Origin of the sequence: Aeromonas sp. S15(2024), from assembly GCF_041402265.1 — a bacterium.
Classification (GTDB): domain Bacteria; phylum Pseudomonadota; class Gammaproteobacteria; order Enterobacterales; family Aeromonadaceae; genus Aeromonas; species Aeromonas dhakensis.
In genome coordinates this window covers 540718-560179 of record NZ_JBGLQY010000001.1, presented here as the reverse complement: position 1 = coordinate 560179, position 19462 = coordinate 540718, and the positions used below count along the sequence as shown (strand labels likewise).

At 62.2% G+C, this 19462-nt stretch carries 18 protein-coding genes; 14 read left to right on the top strand and 4 right to left on the bottom strand.

Annotated features, from left to right (window positions below; all coding sequences use genetic code 11):
- The first annotated feature begins 118 nt into the window (after positions 1 to 118).
- Positions 119 to 625, top strand: coding sequence for a hypothetical protein (locus tag ACB033_RS02640; RefSeq protein WP_139725448.1), 507 nt, complete (start codon positions 119 to 121; stop codon positions 623 to 625).
- Between the two features lie 74 nt (positions 626 to 699).
- Here ACB033_RS02640 and ACB033_RS02635 read toward each other — a convergent pair whose 3' ends face one another.
- The gene (locus ACB033_RS02635; RefSeq protein ID WP_005298930.1) at positions 700 to 849 is read right to left on the bottom strand and encodes a hypothetical protein; all 150 of its coding nucleotides are present in this window, start codon (positions 847 to 849) and stop codon (positions 700 to 702) included.
- Between the two features lie 735 nt (positions 850 to 1584).
- On the opposite strand from ACB033_RS02635, the gene ACB033_RS02630 reads away from it, so the two are divergent.
- Entirely contained in the window at positions 1585 to 3471 is a 1887-nt protein-coding gene (locus ACB033_RS02630) for a PTS fructose transporter subunit EIIC (protein WP_139725449.1), read from the top strand.
- Between the two features lie 359 nt (positions 3472 to 3830).
- Positions 3831 to 4610 carry a hypothetical protein gene (locus ACB033_RS02625; RefSeq protein WP_240041763.1) on the top strand — a complete coding sequence of 260 codons (780 nt, stop codon included), beginning with the start codon at positions 3831 to 3833 and terminating at the stop codon, positions 4608 to 4610.
- 27 nt (positions 4611 to 4637) lie between these two features.
- On the opposite strand, the gene ACB033_RS02620 is transcribed toward ACB033_RS02625, so the two are convergent.
- Both ACB033_RS02620 and malX read right to left on the bottom strand, forming a co-directional pair.
- The gene (locus tag ACB033_RS02620) at positions 4638 to 5840 is read right to left on the bottom strand and encodes a MalY/PatB family protein (RefSeq protein ID WP_139725450.1); all 1203 of its coding nucleotides are present in this window, start codon (positions 5838 to 5840) and stop codon (positions 4638 to 4640) included.
- A gap of 73 nt (positions 5841 to 5913) precedes the next feature.
- The gene (gene malX, locus ACB033_RS02615; RefSeq protein ID WP_139725451.1) at positions 5914 to 7485 is read right to left on the bottom strand and encodes a maltose/glucose-specific PTS transporter subunit IIBC; all 1572 of its coding nucleotides are present in this window, start codon (positions 7483 to 7485) and stop codon (positions 5914 to 5916) included.
- Between the two features lie 273 nt (positions 7486 to 7758).
- Here malX and ACB033_RS02610 point away from each other — a divergent pair, with 273 nt between their 5' ends.
- Positions 7759 to 8796, top strand: a complete 1038-nt coding sequence (locus ACB033_RS02610; RefSeq protein ID WP_024942895.1) for a Mal regulon transcriptional regulator MalI — start codon at positions 7759 to 7761, stop codon at positions 8794 to 8796.
- A gap of 125 nt (positions 8797 to 8921) precedes the next feature.
- Here ACB033_RS02610 and ACB033_RS02605 read toward each other — a convergent pair whose 3' ends face one another.
- Complete coding sequence (locus ACB033_RS02605; RefSeq protein WP_139725452.1) at positions 8922 to 10166, bottom strand: NADH:flavin oxidoreductase/NADH oxidase family protein; 1245 nt, start codon at positions 10164 to 10166, stop codon at positions 8922 to 8924.
- Positions 10167 to 10390: 224 nt separating this feature from the next.
- Between ACB033_RS02605 and ACB033_RS02600 the strand changes: the two genes are divergently transcribed.
- The 10 genes from ACB033_RS02600 (at position 10391) to ACB033_RS02555 (ending at position 19347) form a co-directional block, all read left to right on the top strand.
- Entirely contained in the window at positions 10391 to 10855 is a 465-nt protein-coding gene (locus ACB033_RS02600; protein WP_139725453.1) for a MerR family transcriptional regulator, read from the top strand.
- 95 nt (positions 10856 to 10950) lie between these two features.
- Positions 10951 to 11226: a hypothetical protein gene (locus ACB033_RS02595; RefSeq protein WP_139725454.1), complete on the top strand. Its 276-nt coding sequence runs from the start codon at positions 10951 to 10953 to the stop codon at positions 11224 to 11226.
- A 53-nt stretch (positions 11227 to 11279) separates the two neighbouring features.
- Positions 11280 to 11729 (top strand): GNAT family N-acetyltransferase, encoded by a 450-nt coding sequence (locus ACB033_RS02590; RefSeq protein ID WP_139725455.1) that lies wholly within the window; start codon positions 11280 to 11282, stop codon positions 11727 to 11729.
- Between the two features lie 135 nt (positions 11730 to 11864).
- Entirely contained in the window at positions 11865 to 12323 is a 459-nt protein-coding gene (locus ACB033_RS02585) for a GNAT family N-acetyltransferase (RefSeq protein ID WP_139725456.1), read from the top strand.
- Positions 12324 to 12788: 465 nt separating this feature from the next.
- Positions 12789 to 14696 carry a fructose-specific PTS transporter subunit EIIC gene (locus ACB033_RS02580; RefSeq protein WP_017785161.1) on the top strand — a complete coding sequence of 636 codons (1908 nt, stop codon included), beginning with the start codon at positions 12789 to 12791 and terminating at the stop codon, positions 14694 to 14696.
- Between the two features lie 416 nt (positions 14697 to 15112).
- Positions 15113 to 16519, top strand: a complete 1407-nt coding sequence (gene uhpT, locus ACB033_RS02575; RefSeq protein WP_017780840.1) for a hexose-6-phosphate:phosphate antiporter — start codon at positions 15113 to 15115, stop codon at positions 16517 to 16519.
- A gap of 241 nt (positions 16520 to 16760) precedes the next feature.
- On the top strand, positions 16761 to 17066 hold the full coding sequence (locus tag ACB033_RS02570) for a PTS fructose transporter subunit IIB (RefSeq protein ID WP_017409976.1): 306 nt from the start codon (positions 16761 to 16763) through the stop codon (positions 17064 to 17066).
- On the top strand, positions 17067 to 17834 hold the full coding sequence (locus ACB033_RS02565; protein WP_139725457.1) for a PTS sugar transporter subunit IIA: 768 nt from the start codon (positions 17067 to 17069) through the stop codon (positions 17832 to 17834).
- Between the two features lie 77 nt (positions 17835 to 17911).
- Positions 17912 to 18784, top strand: coding sequence for a pseudouridine synthase (locus ACB033_RS02560; protein ID WP_371140311.1), 873 nt, complete (start codon positions 17912 to 17914; stop codon positions 18782 to 18784).
- 95 nt (positions 18785 to 18879) lie between these two features.
- On the top strand, positions 18880 to 19347 hold the full coding sequence (locus ACB033_RS02555) for an NUDIX hydrolase (protein WP_017766656.1): 468 nt from the start codon (positions 18880 to 18882) through the stop codon (positions 19345 to 19347).
- The last annotated feature ends 115 nt before the right edge of the window (positions 19348 to 19462 follow it).

Sequence of the window (19462 nt, the reverse complement as noted above, 5' to 3'; positions counted from 1 at the left end):
ATCATCAGATCCTGCTGTCGCCCTCTGCCGGGTTGGCTATCATGCCCGTCTGGCTATCACACGCCTTGATACCCGCCGGAGCAGCACTGTCAGCCGGCCCCAGTTCAGGAAGAACATCATGAAAGGCTACTGTGGACTATCCGTTTTACTGCTGGCGCTGCTGGGCGGCCCGGTGCACGCCGCCTGCGACAGGGGGGTGGCACTCAGGCTGGCCAAGGCGTTCTGGAGCGAGCACAAGGATTTCTATTACGCCGATCCGGCGCCGCTCAAGGCGCTGCTCACCCCCGACTTTTTCGCCGTGCTGAGCAGCGAGGCCGAGTGCAACGCCGACGGCGAGGTGTGCGCCATCGATGCCGACCCCTGGATCAACGCCCAGGATGGCGAAGTGAGCGAGCCCGTCAGCTTCACCCTGGCCAAGGAGCAAGAGCAAGGGGTAACGGTCAGGATGCACTATCTGTTCGCCCTCTCCGATACCCAGAAAGAGCCGCAGACCGTCAGCCTCCACTTTCAGAAGAGCGGTGACAACCGCTGCTATCTGATGGATGACTTCACCCCCCCTGGCGACGGTTCGCTCAAGCAACGCCTGCGCCAGTGGCAGAACCACAACGCCATCGAGTTGCAATAAAAAACCCCCGCCATACAGGCGGGGGTTTTGCATTCAGCAGGGCCACACGCATCAGCGCCGGGCCCGTGGCGAGGTCACTCCTCTACCGCCTCCGACTGAGGCTCTTCAGCACGGATCTGCTGCAGCTCTTCGACCCTGGCCTGCCATTTGTCGTGGGCCTGTTTGCGCTCCTGTTGCTTGAACTCTTCGCGCATGGTGTCGATATTTTGGGCCAAATTTTCCATCAGGATGTCTCCTTACATCTGGGTGAACATGACAAGTAAAACGGGTTGACGGCACACTCCGCATCAAGGGCGTTGGCCTGTCGGTTCATCAAGTTTGACTTCCGGTTTGCCAAAACTGTCCAACTAAATAAACGATTGGATATGCACAAAGCAATCTAAAAAATGATTAAACGTCTCTCGTAAAACCATCTAAAGGCGGTCAATAGGCCCGCTTTACGCTCCTGTGGAAGAGATGCAAGCCATTAAATATCAATTACTTAAAATACGTTCATGGCGAGTGTACACGCCCTTTTCAAGCCGCCAATTATGCACTGATTTTTCACGCCCCGTGTTTGCGTCCCTTGCAATCCCGCCACCATGAGCGCCGCCTAGGGCCAGGCAGCCGCTTTTGCCGACCGGCTCACAGTTTTGCTGACCACGTGAGCACACAAATCTCCATCCTTCAGCCCACAAAAAGCAGGCCCTCCAATCGCCAGCTGGTGATCAACCTCCCTCAAACCAATAATAATCATCTGTTTTTAAAGCTGTTTTTGTTCATCACCCGCGACCCTGACCAACAGAACAAAATGCGAGCAGGGTCACAGGCAGGTACCATCAACACAAAAATCCAGTAAAGGGCACATATGTCCGATTTCGGCCGAGGCACTTGGGAGAAACAATAGGCAGGTCAACCAGTTACACCACCGTTTTCAACAAGACCAGTTCCATTCGGACGGCACCAGCCAGGAGAGAACCATGCTCACCACCCTGATAGATGAAGGATTGATCTGCCTCGATCTTGCAGCCCACGACAAGCAGGCGCTGTTTGTCGAGCTGGCCGAGAGGCTCAAGGCCAGCGGCAAGATAGCCAGTCAGGATCAGTTTGTGCGCGACCTCTGGGCGAGAGAGGCGCTCGACAACACCGGCTTCGAGCAGGGGGTCGCCCTGCCCCACGCCAAGAGCGAGGCGGTGCGAGAGCCTGCCATCGTGGTCGGCATCAGCCGCCAGGGCATCGACTACGGCGCCGAAGATGGCGAGCCCTCCAAGCTGTTCTTCATGATTGCCTCCCCGGCGGGCGGCGCCAACCACCATATCGAGGTGCTGGCCGAGCTCTCCACCAAGCTGCTGGAACCCGGTTTCATCGCCAGCATGCAGGCGGCCACCAGCCGCGCCGAGGTGCTCGCCTTGCTGGCCGCATCAGGGCCGTCCGCAGCCCCTGCCGCCCCCCGGGAGCAACCCGCCCAGCCGGCAGAGCCGCAGGAGCGCGGCATCAAGGCCCAGCTCAATACTCTCAAGCAACACCTGCTGTTCGGCACCTCCCACATGATCCCCTTCATCGTCGCGGGGGGCGTGCTGCTGTCGCTGTCGGTGATGATCAGCGGCAAGGGCGCCGTGCCCGAGGCGGGCGTGCTCAAGGACATGGCCGACATGGGGATTGCCGGGCTCACCCTGTTTACCGCCGTGCTGGGCGGCTACATCGCCTACTCCATGGCGGACAAACCGGGCCTGGCCCCCGGCATGATCGGCTCCTGGATTGCCGTGCAGCAGTTTCATACCGGTTTTCTCGGCGCCATCCTGGTGGGCTTTATCGCCGGCCTCATCGTCAACCAGCTCAAACGCATCAAGCTGCCGGACTCCATGAGTTCGCTCGGCTCCATCTTCATCTATCCGCTCATCGGCACCTTCCTGGTGTGCGGCATCGTCATGTGGGTCATCGGCGCCCCCATCGCCGCCATGATGGAGGGGATGAACCACTGGCTCTCCGGCATGGCGGGCTCGGGCAAGGTGATGCTGGGGGCCATCCTCGGTGGCATGACCGCCTTTGACATGGGCGGCCCCATCAACAAGGTGGCTACCCTGTTTGCCCAGACCCAGGTCAACACCCAGCCCTGGCTGATGGGCGGGGTCGGCATCGCCATCTGCGTGCCGCCGCTCGGCATGGCGCTGGCCACCCTGCTCTCCCCCAAGCGCTACAAGAAAGAGGAGCGTGAAGCGGGCAAGGCGGCAGCCATCATGGGCATGATCGGCATCAGCGAGGGGGCCATTCCGTTTGCCGCCGCCGACCCGGTGCGGGTCATCCCGGCCATCGTCGCAGGCGGCATCGTCGGCAACATCACCGGCTTCATGATGCACAGCATCAACCACGCCCCCTGGGGTGGCTGGATCGTGCTGCCGGTGGTGGAGGGCAAGATGGGCTATATCCTCGGTACCCTGCTCGGCGCCCTCACCACGGCCCTTATCGTCAACCTGCTGAAAAAGCCGGTCAGCGACACCGAAGAGAGCAACGAGCGCCAGGAGGAGTACCAGATCATCGAGGCGGAAGGGGAAGCCGAGGTGCTGGCCATCACCGCCTGCCCCTCCGGCGTGGCCCACACCTTCCTGGCCGCCAAGAGCCTGCAAAAGGCGGCCGCCAAGGCCGGCATCAAGCTGAAAGTGGAAACCCAGGGCGCCAACGGCATCATCAACCGCATCAGCGCCAAGGACGTGGCCAACGCCCGCTGCGTCATCCTGGCCCACGATGTGGCCATCAAGAACAGGGAGCGCTTCGCCCATATCGAGGTCATCGACGTCAAGACCCGGGAGGCCATCCACAACCCGGAGGGGCTGCTGGCCCGCACCCAGCCGGGGCGTCAAGTGGCCTGACAACGGCACTTGAGAGTACCAACGACAGAAGGGGCCAAGGGCCCCTTCTTTTATCCCGGCATCAGGCAGTAAACCCTGTTCGTCAGCCGCCCGAACGGGGATAGCACCCTCCCACTCAGGATCGATAAGATAGGAGCCATATCGTGCCTTCGCCTGCCAGCCGGCCTGGCGACCACATATGGACGGAGCCTTGCACAGATGGACCTGACGGACGTACGGCTCACCCTGCCCGAGTGCCTCGTCCGCCATCCCGAATAAACGCCAGTTGCTGTGCCTGCGGTTCGCACAAGGTTCGGTTTCGAAGCCGCGCTATTCTCTGACAGATTCATATATCAACTAGATGAGTGAAGGGACGCCCAGTGAGTAATCGAACAGCCGCTGCCCGTTGGCGCTGGCTTCGCCAACATATAAAAACATTACGCAATGCTGAGCTGGAACCCGAAGAAAAGGGGACGACTTGGCGCTTTGCGGGATTGGTCGTGGCGGCCATTCCTGCCCTGACAGCAGCAACCTATCTCCTGGGGATGGCCTATCACTATGGCTATACCCTGGCGTTTAACCTCGACTATGCCGAATTTTCTCCACCGGCGGATTATCTGCTGGCCCTTAGCCTTCTCACGACTCTCAATATGCTCAAGCCCTGGATGTGGCCTGTATTGGGTAGCATGCTCACGATTTTTTCAGTGGCGATCACCCTACTCATCTGCGCTCGCTGGCGAATTCATCTCACATGGCTGTGGCAAAGCTCAATGTTCTATCGTTGGCTGATCAAAAGAGCGAAAAAGATTGGGCGCTACCCAGCCCCCTCTCTTTTCAGAGCATTTGTTTGGATGGGGAATAGCTATGACAAATTTGCCTTCTTGTTGTTATCCGTATTGATCCCCGTCATGGGTGCGCTCTGGTTCTTTGTGAAAGGTGTCGAAGAGGCACAAACACAGATCTCCCGCCTCGAACAAGACAAGTGGCCGCAGACAGAGGCCCATAGTCAGTCTCCCCTGCTGGGGGATGAGCCTCATATTCGCATCGCCTGCAACACTTCCCACTGCGCCTATCGCCTCAAGGGGGGAGACACCCTGATCCTGCGCTTCGATCAGATAGAAGAGACCCGCTATCGGCCTGACAAGGCCGCCTCGAAATAGTAACCGCCGCCCGAGGGCGGCGGCGCGCTATCCGGCCAGCAGCTCTTGTAGTGCGCTTATCAGGGCATCGAGGCCTTTATCTACTTTTGAGCGAGGGCAGCCGACATTGAGGCGAAGATAGCCTTTGCCTTCAGGGCCGTAGGTGTCGCCGCGCATGATGGCGACCCGGTATTTCTCCACCAGCAAGGTTTGCAGCGCATCCATCCGCTCGGTGGCGTCGATGCCGAGGCCGCTCAAGTCAATCCAGGCGAGATAGGTCCCCTCGGGCACCCGATAGTCGATGGCGGGAAAAGCAGCGTTGAGCCGCGCCGCAACCTGGACGAGGTTACCGTGCAGATAAGCTTTGAGGGCATCAAGCCAGGCACCACCGTCCCGATAGGCGCTGATATGGGCCAGCACCCCGAGAATGGGCGGCGATGAGAGACCATGGCCCGCCTTGAGCCGCTGCAGATAGGCGGCGCGCGCCGCTGCGTTGGCAATAAAGGCGTAGGCGCCGCCAAGGGCCGGAATATTGAAGGATTTGGAGCCCGAGCTCACCAGCGCCCAGCCATCGTCCGGCGCCACCTCGCTCCACGGCAGGTAGCGGGCAAAGCTCATATCCATATGGATGTCGTCCGAGATGACCTTGACCCCGTGACGCTGGCAAATGTCGGCCATCCGGCCCAGTTCATCCCGCGTCCAGACCCGGCCGGTGGGGTTGTGGGGGCTGCACAGCAGCAGAACGCGGCAATCGGGGCGGGCCGCCTGTTGCTCGAAGCTGGCCCAGTCAATGTGATAGCTCCCTTCCCCCTTTATCAGCGGGCAAGGCAGCAGCACCCTGTCGTTGGCGGCCAGCATATTGCCGAAGGCGTCGTAGGCGGGGGTATGCACCAGCACGCCTTCGCCGGGTGCAGACCAGAGGCTCACCAGCTGGGCGATGATGTAGATGACTGAGGGGCCGTAGACCAGGGTTGCGGGGTCGAGGCGAGCCCCGTAGCGGCTGGCAAACCAGTCGCTCACCGCCCCCTTGAAGTCGTCGTGATTCCAGCGACTGTAGCCAAAGACCCCGTGATCAAGGCGCCTGGCCAGGGTCTGGCGAATGCAGGGGGCAGTCTCGAAGTCCATGTCGGAGATGGTAAAGGGGAGCAAGTCGGCATGGCCAAAGCGGTCGGCCACATAGTCCCACTGGGTGCAGTAGGTGCCGTGGCGATCGACGACGCGATCAAAATCAAAGGATTCGGTAGTGGGCATCTCTTTCTCACCAGTAAAACAGCAATGAACAAGGGGGCATGGCGCCCCCGACGTACGTTAACAGAGAGCCAACTCAGACCCCCATCAGGCTCTGCAGCTGGTTTTTCACCAGATGGACCTGGGGCCCGATCACCACCTGCAGGTTGTGCTCGTCGAGCTTGATCACCCCGATGGCGCCGTTCGCCTTCAATACCTTGTCATCGACCCGGCTCATGTCCTGCACCGACATCCGCAGGCGGGTGATGCAGTTGTCCAGCGCCAGGATATTGCCGGCGCCGCCCAGTGCATTGAGGATCACCTCGCCGTTGTAGCCGCTGTTGCCAGCCTTCTTGCCTGCGGGTTGAGCCGCCTCGCTGGTCTCGATTTCCCGGCCAGGCGTTTTCAGGTTGAAGCGCACGATGGCGAAGCGGAACACGCTGTAGTAGATGGCAAACCAGATGGCGGCCGCGACCGGCACCAGATACCACTTGGTGGCGGTACCCTGCAGCACGCCGAACACCAGAAAATCGATGAGGTTGCCGTCGGTGTTGCCGATGGTGACGCCGAGCAGCCCCATGGTCATAAAGCCCAGACCCGTCAGGATGGCGTGAATGACGTAGAGCACGGGCGCCACGAACAGGAACAGGAACTCCAGCGGCTCGGTGATGCCGCCGATGACGCAGGCCACCACGCCGGAGACCAGCAGCGCCTTGATCTTGCCGCGGTTTTCCGGGCGGGCACAGTGATACATGGCGAGCGCCGCCCCCGGCAGGCCGCCGAGGAAGGCCGGCATCTTGCCCTGAGAGAGGAAGGAGGTGGCCGACACCGAGAACTGGGTAGTGTCGGCGCAGGATAGCTCGGCGTAGAAGATGTTGAGGGCGCCACTCACCTCGTTGCCGCACACCAGTTGGGAGCCGCCCGCCTCGGTGAAGCGAATGAGCGCCACCAGGATGTGGTGCAGACCGAGCGGCAGCAGCAGCCGCTCGCCGGTACCGAACAGGAAGGGGCCGAAGGGACCGGCGTGGGAGATAACCGCCCCTATGCCGTTGATGCCGGCGGCGAACCAGGGCCAGACCAGGGGCACCACCAGACCGACCACCCCCAGCACGATGGCGGTGATGATGGGCACGAAGCGGGCGCCGCCGAAGAAGGCGAGCGCATCGGGCATCTGGTAGGTGTAGAAGCGGGCGTGCAGTTTGGCGACGATCACCCCGACGATGATGGCCCCCAGAATGCCGGTGTCGATGGAGCTGATGCCGAGGATGGCTTTCACCCCGTAGGCCTTCTCCGCCGCGGCGTCACCAATGACGTTGGCCACGGTGAGGTAGAAGTTGATGGATAGGTTGAGGGCCGCATAACCGACGAAACCGGCAAAGGCCGCCACCCCCTTCTCTTCGCGCGCCAGCCCCAGCGGAATGGCCACCGCGAACATCACCGGCAGGTAGATAAAGGCCACCAGCCCCACCTTGGTCATCCAGAGGAACAGCAGTTGCAGCACGGTATTGTCGAGGAAGGGCATGCTCTGCTTGACCGCATCGCTGGTGAGCGAGCTGCCGACACCGAGCAGAATGCCCGAGAAGGCCAGCAGGGCGACCGGCAGCATGAAGGTCTTGCCGAGGCTCTGCAGGAACTCCCAGATCGTAGATTTGGCGGGGGACTTGGCCATGTGTCAGATCCTTGTGAGGTGAGGGTCATTCGATACGACTGCCCGGTGGCCTCCCTGACGGATGACAACGGCGAGTCGCATCTGGTTTTGTTGGATGATAAAACGTTTTATCAGCTCACAAGTGCCGACAGGATCACAGAATATAAGTGCTACCAGGGAAGCGCTTGCAAAACTGTGAGCCGGATCGGCCCGAGGGTGATGTAACGTTTCACTCAGGCATATGAGCAGGTATGCTGGGGCCTCGCTCTCAACTTTCCGTCGCCCGTTCGCCCTATGTCGCCCAAATCCCTCTCTGCCAAAGCCACCAAGATCACCGATGTCGCCCAGTGGGCGGGGGTGTCGGTCACTACCGTCTCCATGGTGCTCAACGGCAAGGGGCGCATCTCACCGGCCACCGCCGAGCGGGTGCAGCAGGCGATCAGGGCGCTCGACTATGTGCCCAACAGCGCCGCCGCCAACCTGCGCAGCCAACAATCCAACCTGGTGGGGCTGATCCTGCGCGACATCACCGACCCCTTCTACACCGAGGTGACCGCCGGGGTGAGCGAGGTGCTGGAGCAGCAGGGCTATCTGCTGTTTCTGACCCAGTGCGGCCACAGCCCCGAGCGGCTGCAACAGAGCATCCAGTCCCTGTCACGCCAGGGGGTGGCGGGCATCATCTTCAACCCGGTGCGCGGCGCGGCCGCCAAGCCGCTGGAGCACCTGCTCGACTCGGCGCTACCGCTGGTGTGCGCCGCCCGCTCCTACTATCGGGACGACGTGGACTTTATCGGCCCGGACAACACCCACGCCGCCCAGCAGGCCACCACCTACCTTATCGAACAGGGTCACCGCCATATCGCCTACGTCGGCGGGCGGGCCGACTCCCTCACCCGCGCCGAGCGGATCGGCGGCTACTGCGCCAGCCTGCTGCAATACGGCCTGCCCTTCAAACCCGAGTGGGTACTGGAGTGTGAACGCACCCAGCGTAGCGCCGCCGACACCATCGCCCAGCTGCTGCACCAGCACCCCAAGGTGACCGCCGTGCTCTGCCACTACCCCGAGGTGGCCCTCGGTGGCATCTACGGCATCGAGGCGAGCGGACGCAGCGTGGGCAAGGACAACTACATCGGCCAGCAGGTGGCCCTGCTCGGCTTTGACGACGTGGCGGAGGCCGAGCTCACCTCCCCCGCCCTCACCTTCGTCAGCTCGCCGGCGCGAGAGATAGGCCGCCAGGCCGCCCTGCGCCTGCTGACCCGGATGCAGCAACCCGAGCTCGCCCCCACTCGCCATATCATCACCCCCAGCTTGCAGAAACGGGCGTCGGCCTGAGTTGGCAAGGCAGGTCCGTCTGCAGCAGCCCGAACTCGCCATATCATCACCGCTCACCAGCAAACCGCAAAAACGGGCATCGGCCTGAGTTGGCAAGGCTGGCAGATTCACGAGCCGCTACCTCTTCACTTTTCCTGCACCTTGATCCAGCGTCGATAGCGGGCGTTGCCAAGCAGGGTCTGCCACTGCTGGCAGGCCAGCGCCAAGGCGGGTGCGATCTTGGGGCGGCTCGGCTGGCTGTGCCCCAGCCGCCGCAGCTGGTATTTCACCATCGCCATATAACCTACCGAGGCCAGCACCTTGTTGCGCCAGGGGATGGGCCTGAGCTCGGCACTTGCCGCCTGCTCACGGTGCCATCTGGCGGGCAGATCCGGGGCAATGGCCAGCGCAGTGGCCATGCCGGCGACCGCCACCCCGCTGCCAAGCACCTGCTCCACCACCGGGTAGCGGCGAATTCCCCCGGTCACCATCACGGGCATATGGGCAACAGAGACGATCTCCCGAGCAAACTCCAGAAAATAGGCCTCCCGCGCCAGAGTCCGACCATCACGGGCCTGGCCGTGCATGGCGGGCGCCTCGTAACTGCCGCCGGAGAGCTCCACCAGATCCACCCCGAGCGGGTTGAGCATCTCCACCACCGCCTTTGCATCCTCGGTGCTGAAGCCGCCACGCTGAAAGTCGGCGGAGTTGAGCTTGACCGACAGTGCGAAGCCGCTGCCCGCCTGCTGGCGGATCCCTTCTACTATCTCCAGCAGCAAGCGGGCTCGATTCTCAAGGCCGCCGCCCCAACGATCACGGCGCTGGTTGGTGAGCGGCGAGAGGAACTGGCTCAGCAGATAGCCGTGCGCGGCGTGGATCTGCACCCCGTCAAAACCGACACGCTGTGCCAACAGCGCCGTATTGATAAAGCGCGCCTTCACCTCGGCAATGTCGGCCTCGCTCATGGCTCTGGGCGGGGCGAACTGCCTCGAGAAACTGCCGAGCGCCATGGGCACGGCGGAAGGGGCCAGGGTGGGCTGCCCCAGCGCCGCCGGCATCTGGCGACCGGGGTGGTTGATCTGCATCCAGATCTGGGCGCCCCCGCTCTTGGCCGCCTCGGCCCAGGCACTGAAACGCTCGGCCAGCTCTGGGGAGAGATCGTGGGAATCTAGTACCACGCCCCCCGGCCCCGTCATGGCGTGGCCGTCCACCATCACATTGCCGGTGATGAGCAGGCCGGCGCCACCCTCTGCCCAGGTACGATAAAGCTGGATCAGCGCCTCTGAGGGGGCATGGTCACGGTCGGCCATGTTCTCTTCCATGGCCGCCTTGGCGAGGCGGTTGATAAGCTGGCTGCCATTGGGCAGAGTCAGGGGAGTAAATGGGTTCATGGCGATCTCCTCGGTAATGAGGACCCCACCATAAGTTTGAAGCTGACTTGAAGGTCAAGCCCCTTTATCGGGATGCCGTCGCGATGGGGGAAATGCTATCCACTCGCACAGTCCCTGCTCAGGGCCGTTGACATTCAAGCTGGCTTTAATCTTAGAATCCCCCTGATCCCGCCCTTCGTCCATGACAGTGGGCAGACCCGCCAACTCGCAGCCCAGGAGGCAAGATGAAGATCGGTGAACTGGCCAGACAGACCGGCATGGCGGCCTCGGCCATCCGCTTCTACGAAGCCAGAGGCCTGCTCAGCAAGGTACGGCGGGGTACCAACGGCTATCGCGACTACCCGCCCGAGACGGTACCCTTGCTGACCATCATTGGCCAGGCGCAACAGGCGGGCTTCTCCCTCGACGAGATCAAGCAGTTGGTGCCCGCAGATATCAGTTCTTGGCAACACGCCCCGCTACTGGCGGCGCTCGAGGCCAAGGTGAGCGACATAGAAGCGCTGGAGGCAAGGCTTGCCCACAGCAAGCAGCAATTGCAGGCCCTGATCCGGCTGGTAGAGTCCAAACCCGACGATATGCCGTGTGAAGAGAACGCCGCCCGGGTATTGGCCAGCATGGGTATTCCCTCCCCCGAGGGCATCGCAAAAAACACCATCGCAGCCAAGCCCGCTACGCGCCCCAAAAAGTGATCCCGCTTGCAACCAGCACACGCCCCCAGCATGGGGGATTGAGAGCCAACTGAAGAAGACTATGATGGGCGCGCCATCCATAACAGGTCATCATCATGACAACAGAGCGCACCGCCCAACCCCAAAGCGAGCCACCAAGCGAAGTCCATCGCTGTGACAAATGCCGGGAGCGCACCCGCCATATCGTGGTGCTGGTGCCACGGGATCACAGCCAGGACATCATGCCCAAGGATCCGCGCAAAGCCTTCTGGCAAGCCTTTACTTCCAGCAGCCTCACCAACTGGGCGTTTGGCGAAACGCTGGCTTACCAGGCCACCCATGTAAAGCACCTGATCTGCGAGCGCTGCGGCGAGAAGTTTCTGGAGTATTGAGGCCCAGAAGACGGCGCACCCCAGACAGTCAGAGCGAGATAAAAGAGAGAAAGATGAAGTTTGTCGAGATGGCCCCTGGTCAACTACCGCTAGCGCTGCTGCTGGAGGCCGATCCCGCAGAGCAGCGCATTGCCACCTATCTGCCCGGCGCCTGGGGCTTTGCCGCCCTGGCGGGCAACGAGGTAGTGGGCGCCTGTGTGGCGGGTCTGGTGGGGGAGAAAACGGCCGAGATCTTCAATATCGCCGTTGCCCCCAACCGCCAGCAGCAAGGCATCGGCTCCGGCCTGCTGCGCTTCATACTGACCAGCCTGGCCGGGAAAGGGGTATGCCGCGTCGAGCTCGGTACCGGCAGCTTCGGCCACCAGCTCACTTATTACCAGCGCCACGGCTTTCGCGTCGATGCCGTCGTCAAGGATCACTTCCTTACCCACTACCCGGAGCCCCTGATGGAGCACGGCATCCAGCACAAGGACATGCTGCGACTCTACCTTGAACTGGGCTAGGCTATCCCCACCCTCAGCAGCCTGTAGCGCCCTGGGGATAAATGGTGGGGGGAGCAATTCAGCGTCGCCACATCTCATCGAAAGCAACGAAAGCCATATCGAGCACCATGACACTGGTAAAGGGATGAATGCAGGATGCAGACAAGAAAAGCCAGCCCAGATGAACTGAATGCCATCTTCTGGATGGGCTTTGATACTTGGGGCAAAGGACTGTCACCGACTGAATATCTGGCGAGCTGCCACGCCAGTCAAAAATACCGCTCCGGTGTGTGGTATGTCCTTATTGTGGGCAATCAGCCTGTCTCTTCCCTTATCGTCTATCGGGACCGATTTGGCCTTGGCCAAGGCTGTTTTGGCATAGGTTCACTGGCAACGACACCTGCGATGAGGGGGCAAGGATTTGGCACCCATCTACTGCGTGGGGTGACAGGCATGCTGCTGGATAGTCCCGATGCCGTCGCCACCTTCCTCCATGCAGATATCGACCATCACTTCTACGAGAGGCTGGGGTATAGGTGCATTCCGGGGGGTGATTGCATGCATTTCTCTCATAGGCTGCCACGCTATGTCGGCGAACCGCCAACCTACTTTTAATCCACTCTCAGCCACCATCCACATGGCAGCCACCCGATGGCTCACGACGTTTCTCCACCTTGCCACCCCTCCCCTTCCCCTGATGACCGCCATTTATGTGCTTTGGCTCACATCCAAGAACCTCTCATTACCTCACAAATTTCTAGCAATGTAGCTCCCTTAGCCAAGATGAAGGCTGGCTCCATGGCAGCTACACATCGGCACACACACATTCAATTGATTGATTTTTAACTATAAAAAAGCAATTGGTGATTCAATCCAGACCCATTTTGTCAGCTGGTCTGCTATGCGATCAGGATCACACTCAAGGCCATATCGCACAAAAATCCAGTATTTCGCAGTTTTGTCCGATAGGTGCGCTGCCCTGCGGGCGGGATAATAGTGGGGTCACTTTTGTCTGCATCTCCTGGGCGGTAGCCCAGGAAAAGATGCCAACAGGCTCCGGCCAGGAGCAGGGAGAACGCCATGATCACCACCCTTATCAACGAGCAGCTGATCGCGCTCGATTTAAAGGCCACGCGCAAGGAGGAGGTCTTCACCGAGATGACCCGTCTGCTCGCGGCGCAAGGCAAGGTCAGCGACGAGCAGCAGTTCATCAAGGACCTGTGGGCCCGGGAAGAGCTGGACAACACCGGCTTTGAAGAGGGCGTTGCCCTGCCCCACGCCAAGAGTGCGGCAGTGAGCACCCCGGCAGTGGCCATCGGTATCAGCCGCGCCGGTATCGACTACGGCGCCGAGGATGGCAAGCCCTCCCGGCTGTTTTTCATGATTGCCTCCCCGGCTGGCGGCGCCAACCACCATATCGAGGTGCTGGCCGAGCTATCCGCCAAGCTGATTGAAGAGGGCTTCATCGATGCCCTGCTGGCAGCCAAGACGCCTACCGATGCGCTGGCACTGCTGCTCGAGAAGAAAGAAGAAACAGTTCCGGCACCCGCCGCCGACAAGGGGCTGATCATCGGTGTCACCGGCTGCCCGGCCGGCATCGCCCACACCTATCTGGCGGCGGAGTCCCTGGAGCGCGCCGCCAAGGAGCTGGGCTTTGAGGTGAAGGTGGAGACCAACGGCTCCATCGGCGTCAAGAACAGCCCGACTGCGGCCGAGATTGCCCGTGCCAGCGCCATCGTGGTGGCCTGCGACAAGCAGGTGGACATGGCCCGCTTCAACGGCAAGCCGCTCATCAAGACCGGCGTGAAGGCCCCCATCAAGGATGGCAAGGGCCTCATCGAGCAGGCGCTGAAGGCCCCCGCCTATGTGGCGGACAAGGATGAGCGCAAGAGCGAAGAGAAGAGCTCAGGCGGCAGCTCGGATCTCTACCGTTACCTGATGAACGGCGTCTCCCACATGATCCCGTTTGTGGTCACCGGGGGTCTGCTGATCGCCCTGGCTCTGGCCATCGGCGGCGATCCGACCCCGAGCGGAATGCAGATCCCGGCAGGGAGCATGTGGAACCAGATCCTCAACGTGGGGGTCGCCGCCTTCACCCTGATGATCCCTATTCTGGCGGGCTACATCGCCTACGCCATCGGTGACAGACCCGCACTGGCGCCGGGCTTTATCGGCGGCTGGATCGCCAACAACGGCAGCTTCTACGGCGCCGATGCCGGTACCGGCTTTATCGGTGCCATCATTGCGGGCCTCCTGGTCGGTTATCTGGTGCGCTGGATTGCCACCCGTCACTACCACAAGATGGTGCAACCGCTGGTGCCGATCCTGATCGCCCCCATCGTCGGGTCGCTCTTTATCGCCGCTGTCTTCATCTTCATCATCGGTGCCCCCATTGCCGACATGATGACGGGTCTGAACGCCATGCTGCTCTCCATGAGCGGCGGCAGCCTGGTACTGCTGGGGATCGTGCTGGGGGGCATGGCCGGCTTTGACATGGGTGGCCCGGTCAACAAGGTGGCCTTCCTCTTCTCGGTGGGCATGATCGCCTCCGGCCAGACCCAGTTCATGGGCGCCATGGCCTGCGCCATCCCGGCCGCGCCGCTCGGCATGTCGCTGGCTACCGTGCTCGGTCGCAAGCTCGGCATCTTCGATGCCACCGAGATTGAAGCGGGCAAGGCTGCCGGCGCCATGGGTCTGGTGGGGATCTCCGAGGGGGCGATTCCGTTTGCCGCCCGTGATCCGCTCGCCGTCATTCCGGCCAACGTGCTGGGCAGCATGACCGCCGCCGTGATGGCCTTCCTGTTTGGCATCACCAACAGCGTTGCCCACGGTGGCCCCATCGTGGCCCTGCTGGGTGCAGTCAACAAGCCGCTGCTGGCCCTGCTCTGCATGATCTGCGGCGCCATCGTCACCGGCGTGGTGGCGGTTGCCCTGAAAAAACTGCGGGTCAAGAAGAGTGATGAGGTGACGCTGGCCAAGGCCGCCTGATCCCCGCCCAACCAAGCCGCCCCCTTGCGGGACGGATGACAAACCGGACGAGGCCACCTGCGGGTGGCCTCCTCTTTTGTCGGGTTCGAGAGAGCCCGCTCACCTCTGCTTTACGACGCAGGCTTGTGATCCTCTTCACGCTTCGCGGCCGGATCTCGCCAAACTAGGAAATTTTCCTACCCCCCCTAGGGATGGCTCTCACGCCATTTGCAGCGCGCCTCATTAAAGTCACGCTACCTGATGTGGTTACCCGACCCGCGCCATGGCGCAAGGGACGGGCATGGGTTCAATCGACAGGGACTCGCCGCGCACCGCGCCCGCTTCCTGTTGTTCTTTCCGTGGCGTGACCTCCAACTCCAATCAAAAAGTGAGGAACGCGGCGGAAACAGCGTCTATCTCGCAGAGGATGAACGAAGATGTTTAAACTGCTCGAACAGGTCCGGGTCCCCACCCTGAACCTGCCGGTCGAAGCCCGGCGCAAGCTCTGGTTCAAACCGTTTATGCAATCCTATCTGGTTGTGTTCATCGGTTACCTGACCATGTATCTGATCCGCAAGAACTTCAACATTGCGCAGAACGACATGATCCAGGAGTACGGTCTCTCCATGACCGAGCTCGGCATGATCGGCCTTGGCTTCTCCATCACCTACGGGGTGGGCAAGACCATCGTCTCCTACTATGCCGATGGCAAGAACACCAAGCAGTTCCTGCCGCTGATGCTGATCCTCTCCTCCCTCTGCATGCTGGGCTTCAGTGCCAGCATGGGCGGTACCGGTTTCAGCCTCTACCTGATGATCTTCTTCTACGCGGCCAGCGGTTTCTTCCAGAGCTGCGGCGGCTCCTGCAGCTACTCCACCATCACCAAGTGGACACCCCGCAACAAGCGTGGCACCTACCTCGGCATGTGGAACCTCTCCCACAACGTGGGCGGCGCCGGTGCGGCCGGTGTGGCGCTGTTCGGTGCCAACTACCTGTTCGATGGCAACGTGCTCGGCATGTTCATCTTCCCCTCCATCATCGCGCTGATCGTCGGCTTTATCGGCCTGCGCTTTGGTAGCGATTCGCCGGAGGCCTATGGCCTTGGCAAGGTGGAAGAGCTGTTTGACGAAGTGGCGAGCGAAGAAGACGTCGCCACCGAAGAGCAGAAGCTGACCAAGTGGCAGATCTTCGTGAAGTACGTGCTGCTCAACAAGGTGATCTGGCTGCTCTGCTTCGCCAACATCTTCCTCTACGTGGTGCGCATCGGTATCGACCAGTGGTCCACCGTCTACGCCCACCAGGAGCTGGGCTTCTCCAAGGACGTTGCCATCCAGGGCTTTACCTTCTTTGAAGTGGGCGCCCTGGTCGGTACCCTGATGTGGGGTTACCTCTCGGATCTGGCCAACGGTCGCCGTGGTCTGGTGGCCTGCGTGGCGCTGGCGCTGATCATCGCCACCCTGGGGCTCTACCAGCACGCCACCACCCAGTTCATGTTCCTGGGCTCTCTGTTCCTGCTGGGCTTCCTGGTGTTCGGTCCGCAACTGCTGATCGGCGTGGCCGCCGTGGGCTTCGTACCCAAGCAGGGGATCAGCGTGGCCGATGGCGTCAAGGGCACCTTCGCCTACCTCATCGGTGACAGCTTCGCCAAACTGGGTCTGGGCATGATCGCCGACGGCACCCCCATCTTCGGCCTGACCGGCTGGACCGGCACCTTCGCGGCGCTGGACATGGCAGCCGCTGCCTGTCTGGTGCTGATGGCCTGCGTCGCGGTTGCCGAAGAGCGCAAGATCCGCCGCATCAAACGTGAGCTGAAAGCTGCCACTTTGGCGACCCAGTCCGTCTGAGCCCCGGCATCCGCCCGATCTTAAGATTTCACTCCGTAGTGTGTATTCGGCCCGCCCTCTGGCGGGCCGTTTTTTATCCCCTCTTTTCCCCACTCGTCCCTTTTGTGGCCGCAAAAACGCTCACCCCTTGCCCATCCCTTCAACAGAGCGCAGTCGGGATCCCATTTTTGCCTCCGTCCCTTTGGCAAGGCCGTCCCTTGGCGCTATCTTGTTGCCCCACCCGAATTTGCCGTGAGAGCCCATGAAGATCCTCGCCGTCACCGCCTGCCCCACCGGCATCGCCCACACCTACATGGCCGCCGAGGCGCTGCAAAAAGCCGCCGACAAGCTGGGGCTCAAGATCAAGGTCGAGACCCAGGGAGCCATGGGGCTGGAGAACATCCTCACCGCCCGCGACATCGCCGGCGCCGATCTGGTGCTGATCGCCTCCGATATCGAGATTGAGCAAAAAGATCGCTTCCTCGGCTGCCCTATCCACCAGGTGGCGCTGGAGGCGGTGCTGCTCGATGCGGTGGCCGTGCTCAAGACCGCCGCCCCCGGCGTCTGAATGCTGATCCGCGAGATCTCCTTTCACTGCCGGCTGGGGCTCACCATCACCCAGGCCAAGCAGTTGAGTCGGCTGGCCGGGCTGTTCAAGTCCCATATCCAGTTCATCAACGTCACCCGCCGCCAGGCGGTAGAGGCGACCAACCAGCTCTCCCTGCTCACCCTGGCCACCCAGCCCGGCGATCTCTGTCTGCTGCTGATCGAGGGGCTGGATGCCGAGCTCGCCCACATGGCCTTCACCTGCTGGTGCGTGGAGCTGGGCCAACCGCTGGGGCGCCCCGGCAGCGCCGCCCTGGCCGAGCAGCGCCTGGGCCAGGCCCTGCCCGACTATTGCTTCACCCTGGCCCAGCTCGGCCATGCCACGGCGCCCCTCGACAAGGCCCAGGCACTGGCGGTGCTGGTGGATCTGCTGCCCGCCGCGCTGATAAGCGACAGACCCATGCTGGAGCAGGCCATCGCAGCGCGCGAGCAGCTGGCCGCCACCATCATCCGGCCCGGCCTCGCCATGCCCCACGTCATCTGCCCAGCCATCCGTCGCCCCGCGCTCTCGCTGCTCAGCAGCAGCGAACCCATCGAATGGGGCTCCGCGCTTGGACCGGTGCAGACCCTGATTTTGCTGGCGGTGCCCACCAGTCTTGCCCCCGAGCAGTTGCGCCCCCTCACCCGGCTGGCCCGCGCATTGATAGACGAGCAGGTGGGCACCGCGCTGCTGCACGCCGGCTCCGCCCCCGCCCGTCAGGCCATCGTCATCGACAGCCTGCTCGGCTGAGCGGCTGGCCTCCCGTCCCCGTCGTTCATGCCCGTGACAGCCCCCTGTGGTACACTCGCCCTTCCTCTGTTTTTGGTATGCATGCGATGAAATCAGCCCGTCCCCGTCTCTCCCTCTCCGCCCGCCCTGACACCGAGCACAATGCCAAAGGGCCCGCCACGGCGCGCCCATCCCAGCGCCGGGAGGCACAGCACACCATGAGAGACAAGGAGGGCGAGCGCAAACCGGCACCGGCGCCTGCCGATCGCAAGCTGCTGCTCTTGAACAAGCCCTACATGGTGCTCTGTCAGTTCACCGACGAGGCGGGCCGCGAGACCCTCAAGGATTACATCACCGAGCCCGGCATCTATGCCGCAGGCCGGCTCGATCGCGACAGCGAGGGGCTGTTGCTGCTCACCAACGATGGCAAGCTGCAGGCGCGCCTCACCCAGCCGGGGGAGAAGACCCCCAAGACCTACTGGGTGCAGGTGGAAGGCATCCCGAGCGAGGAGAAACTGGCCGCCCTGCGCGCCGGGGTGGAGCTCAACGACGGCATGACCCTGCCCGCCGGGGCGCGCATCATGGATGAACCTGCGGTGTGGCCGCGCAATCCGCCCATTCGCGAGCGCAAGGAGATCCCCACCTGCTGGCTGGAGATCAAGATTGTCGAGGGGCGCAACCGCCAGGTGCGGCGGATGACCGCCCATATCGGTCACCCCACCTTGCGCCTTATCCGCTACGCCATCGGGGAGTGGACCCTCGATGGTCTGGCGCCGGGGGAGAGCCGCGCCCTGCCCGCTCCCGAGTTGGCAGCGGCACCGCGGCAATCGGCTGTGCACGGCAAGGCCCGGCCGGCCCGTCACGCCCAACACCAGGAGCGGGACAGCCGCGAAGCGAGCCCCCACCCGGCCAATCGCAGCGGCGGGCGTGGCACCGCGCGCCGCCCGGCCCGCAGCAAGCCATCGGAATAACACGAGCAAGCCATTTGGCCAGCGTGCCGCAACATAGATGGCGCAACCTGATCGAGTGCCACAGCAAGGCACAATACACAAGACAAGGAGTCCCAATGAGCGATCATCCCCCCCTGCCTGCCCGCCTTACCGTGGCCGCCCTGGTGCACTGGCAAGGCCGCTTCCTGCTGGTGGAAGAGGAGATAAAAGGCCAGCGCCGCTTCAACCAGCCCGCCGGCCACGTGGAGCCGGGGGAAGATCTCGTCCAGGCGGCCTGCCGCGAGCTGAAAGAAGAGACCGGGCTCACCGCCGCTCCCACCGCCTGGCTCGGGGTCTATCTCTACAAGCCGGCAGACAGCGAGGCCACCTTTGTGCGCATCGCCGTCATCTTCGACCTTGAAAAGGCGCCGGGCCAGCACCATCCAGAGGATCCCGACGGCGACGTGCTGGCCTGCCACTGGCTCACCCTGGAGGAGATTGCCGAGTGCAAACCGGCCCTGCGCAGCCCTCTGGTGTGGCAGTGCATTCAGGACTATCTGGCCGGCACCCGCTTGCCGCTATCGGCCCTCAAGGCCTTTATCTAAGAGCCGTTGGAGGCTCTTTTTGACGCCGTGAGGCCGAGACAAGAAAAACGATTTCCTGCTGCCGGGTTCCTGATGGGAACGGTGGCATGGATATGTGACCGGGGGCGCGAAATTC

Coding starts and splice junctions, on each gene's coding strand:
- ACB033_RS02570 (WP_017409976.1), top strand. CDS start 16,761: ATGAAGATCCTCGCCGTCACCGCCTGCCCCACCGGCATCGCCCACACC.
- uhpT (WP_017780840.1), top strand. CDS start 15,113: ATGTTTAAACTGCTCGAACAGGTCCGGGTCCCCACCCTGAACCTGCCG.
- ACB033_RS02555 (WP_017766656.1), top strand. CDS start 18,880: ATGAGCGATCATCCCCCCCTGCCTGCCCGCCTTACCGTGGCCGCCCTG.
- ACB033_RS02560 (WP_371140311.1), top strand. CDS start 17,912: ATGCATGCGATGAAATCAGCCCGTCCCCGTCTCTCCCTCTCCGCCCGC.
- ACB033_RS02640 (WP_139725448.1), top strand. CDS start 119: ATGAAAGGCTACTGTGGACTATCCGTTTTACTGCTGGCGCTGCTGGGC.
- ACB033_RS02565 (WP_139725457.1), top strand. CDS start 17,067: ATGCTGATCCGCGAGATCTCCTTTCACTGCCGGCTGGGGCTCACCATC.
- ACB033_RS02605 (WP_139725452.1), bottom strand. CDS start 10,166: ATGAACCCATTTACTCCCCTGACTCTGCCCAATGGCAGCCAGCTTATC.
- ACB033_RS02585 (WP_139725456.1), top strand. CDS start 11,865: ATGCAGACAAGAAAAGCCAGCCCAGATGAACTGAATGCCATCTTCTGG.
- ACB033_RS02595 (WP_139725454.1), top strand. CDS start 10,951: ATGACAACAGAGCGCACCGCCCAACCCCAAAGCGAGCCACCAAGCGAA.
- malX (WP_139725451.1), bottom strand. CDS start 7,485: ATGGCCAAGTCCCCCGCCAAATCTACGATCTGGGAGTTCCTGCAGAGC.
- ACB033_RS02600 (WP_139725453.1), top strand. CDS start 10,391: ATGAAGATCGGTGAACTGGCCAGACAGACCGGCATGGCGGCCTCGGCC.
- ACB033_RS02590 (WP_139725455.1), top strand. CDS start 11,280: ATGAAGTTTGTCGAGATGGCCCCTGGTCAACTACCGCTAGCGCTGCTG.
- ACB033_RS02610 (WP_024942895.1), top strand. CDS start 7,759: ATGTCGCCCAAATCCCTCTCTGCCAAAGCCACCAAGATCACCGATGTC.
- ACB033_RS02580 (WP_017785161.1), top strand. CDS start 12,789: ATGATCACCACCCTTATCAACGAGCAGCTGATCGCGCTCGATTTAAAG.
- ACB033_RS02635 (WP_005298930.1), bottom strand. CDS start 849: ATGGAAAATTTGGCCCAAAATATCGACACCATGCGCGAAGAGTTCAAG.
- ACB033_RS02620 (WP_139725450.1), bottom strand. CDS start 5,840: ATGCCCACTACCGAATCCTTTGATTTTGATCGCGTCGTCGATCGCCAC.
- ACB033_RS02630 (WP_139725449.1), top strand. CDS start 1,585: ATGCTCACCACCCTGATAGATGAAGGATTGATCTGCCTCGATCTTGCA.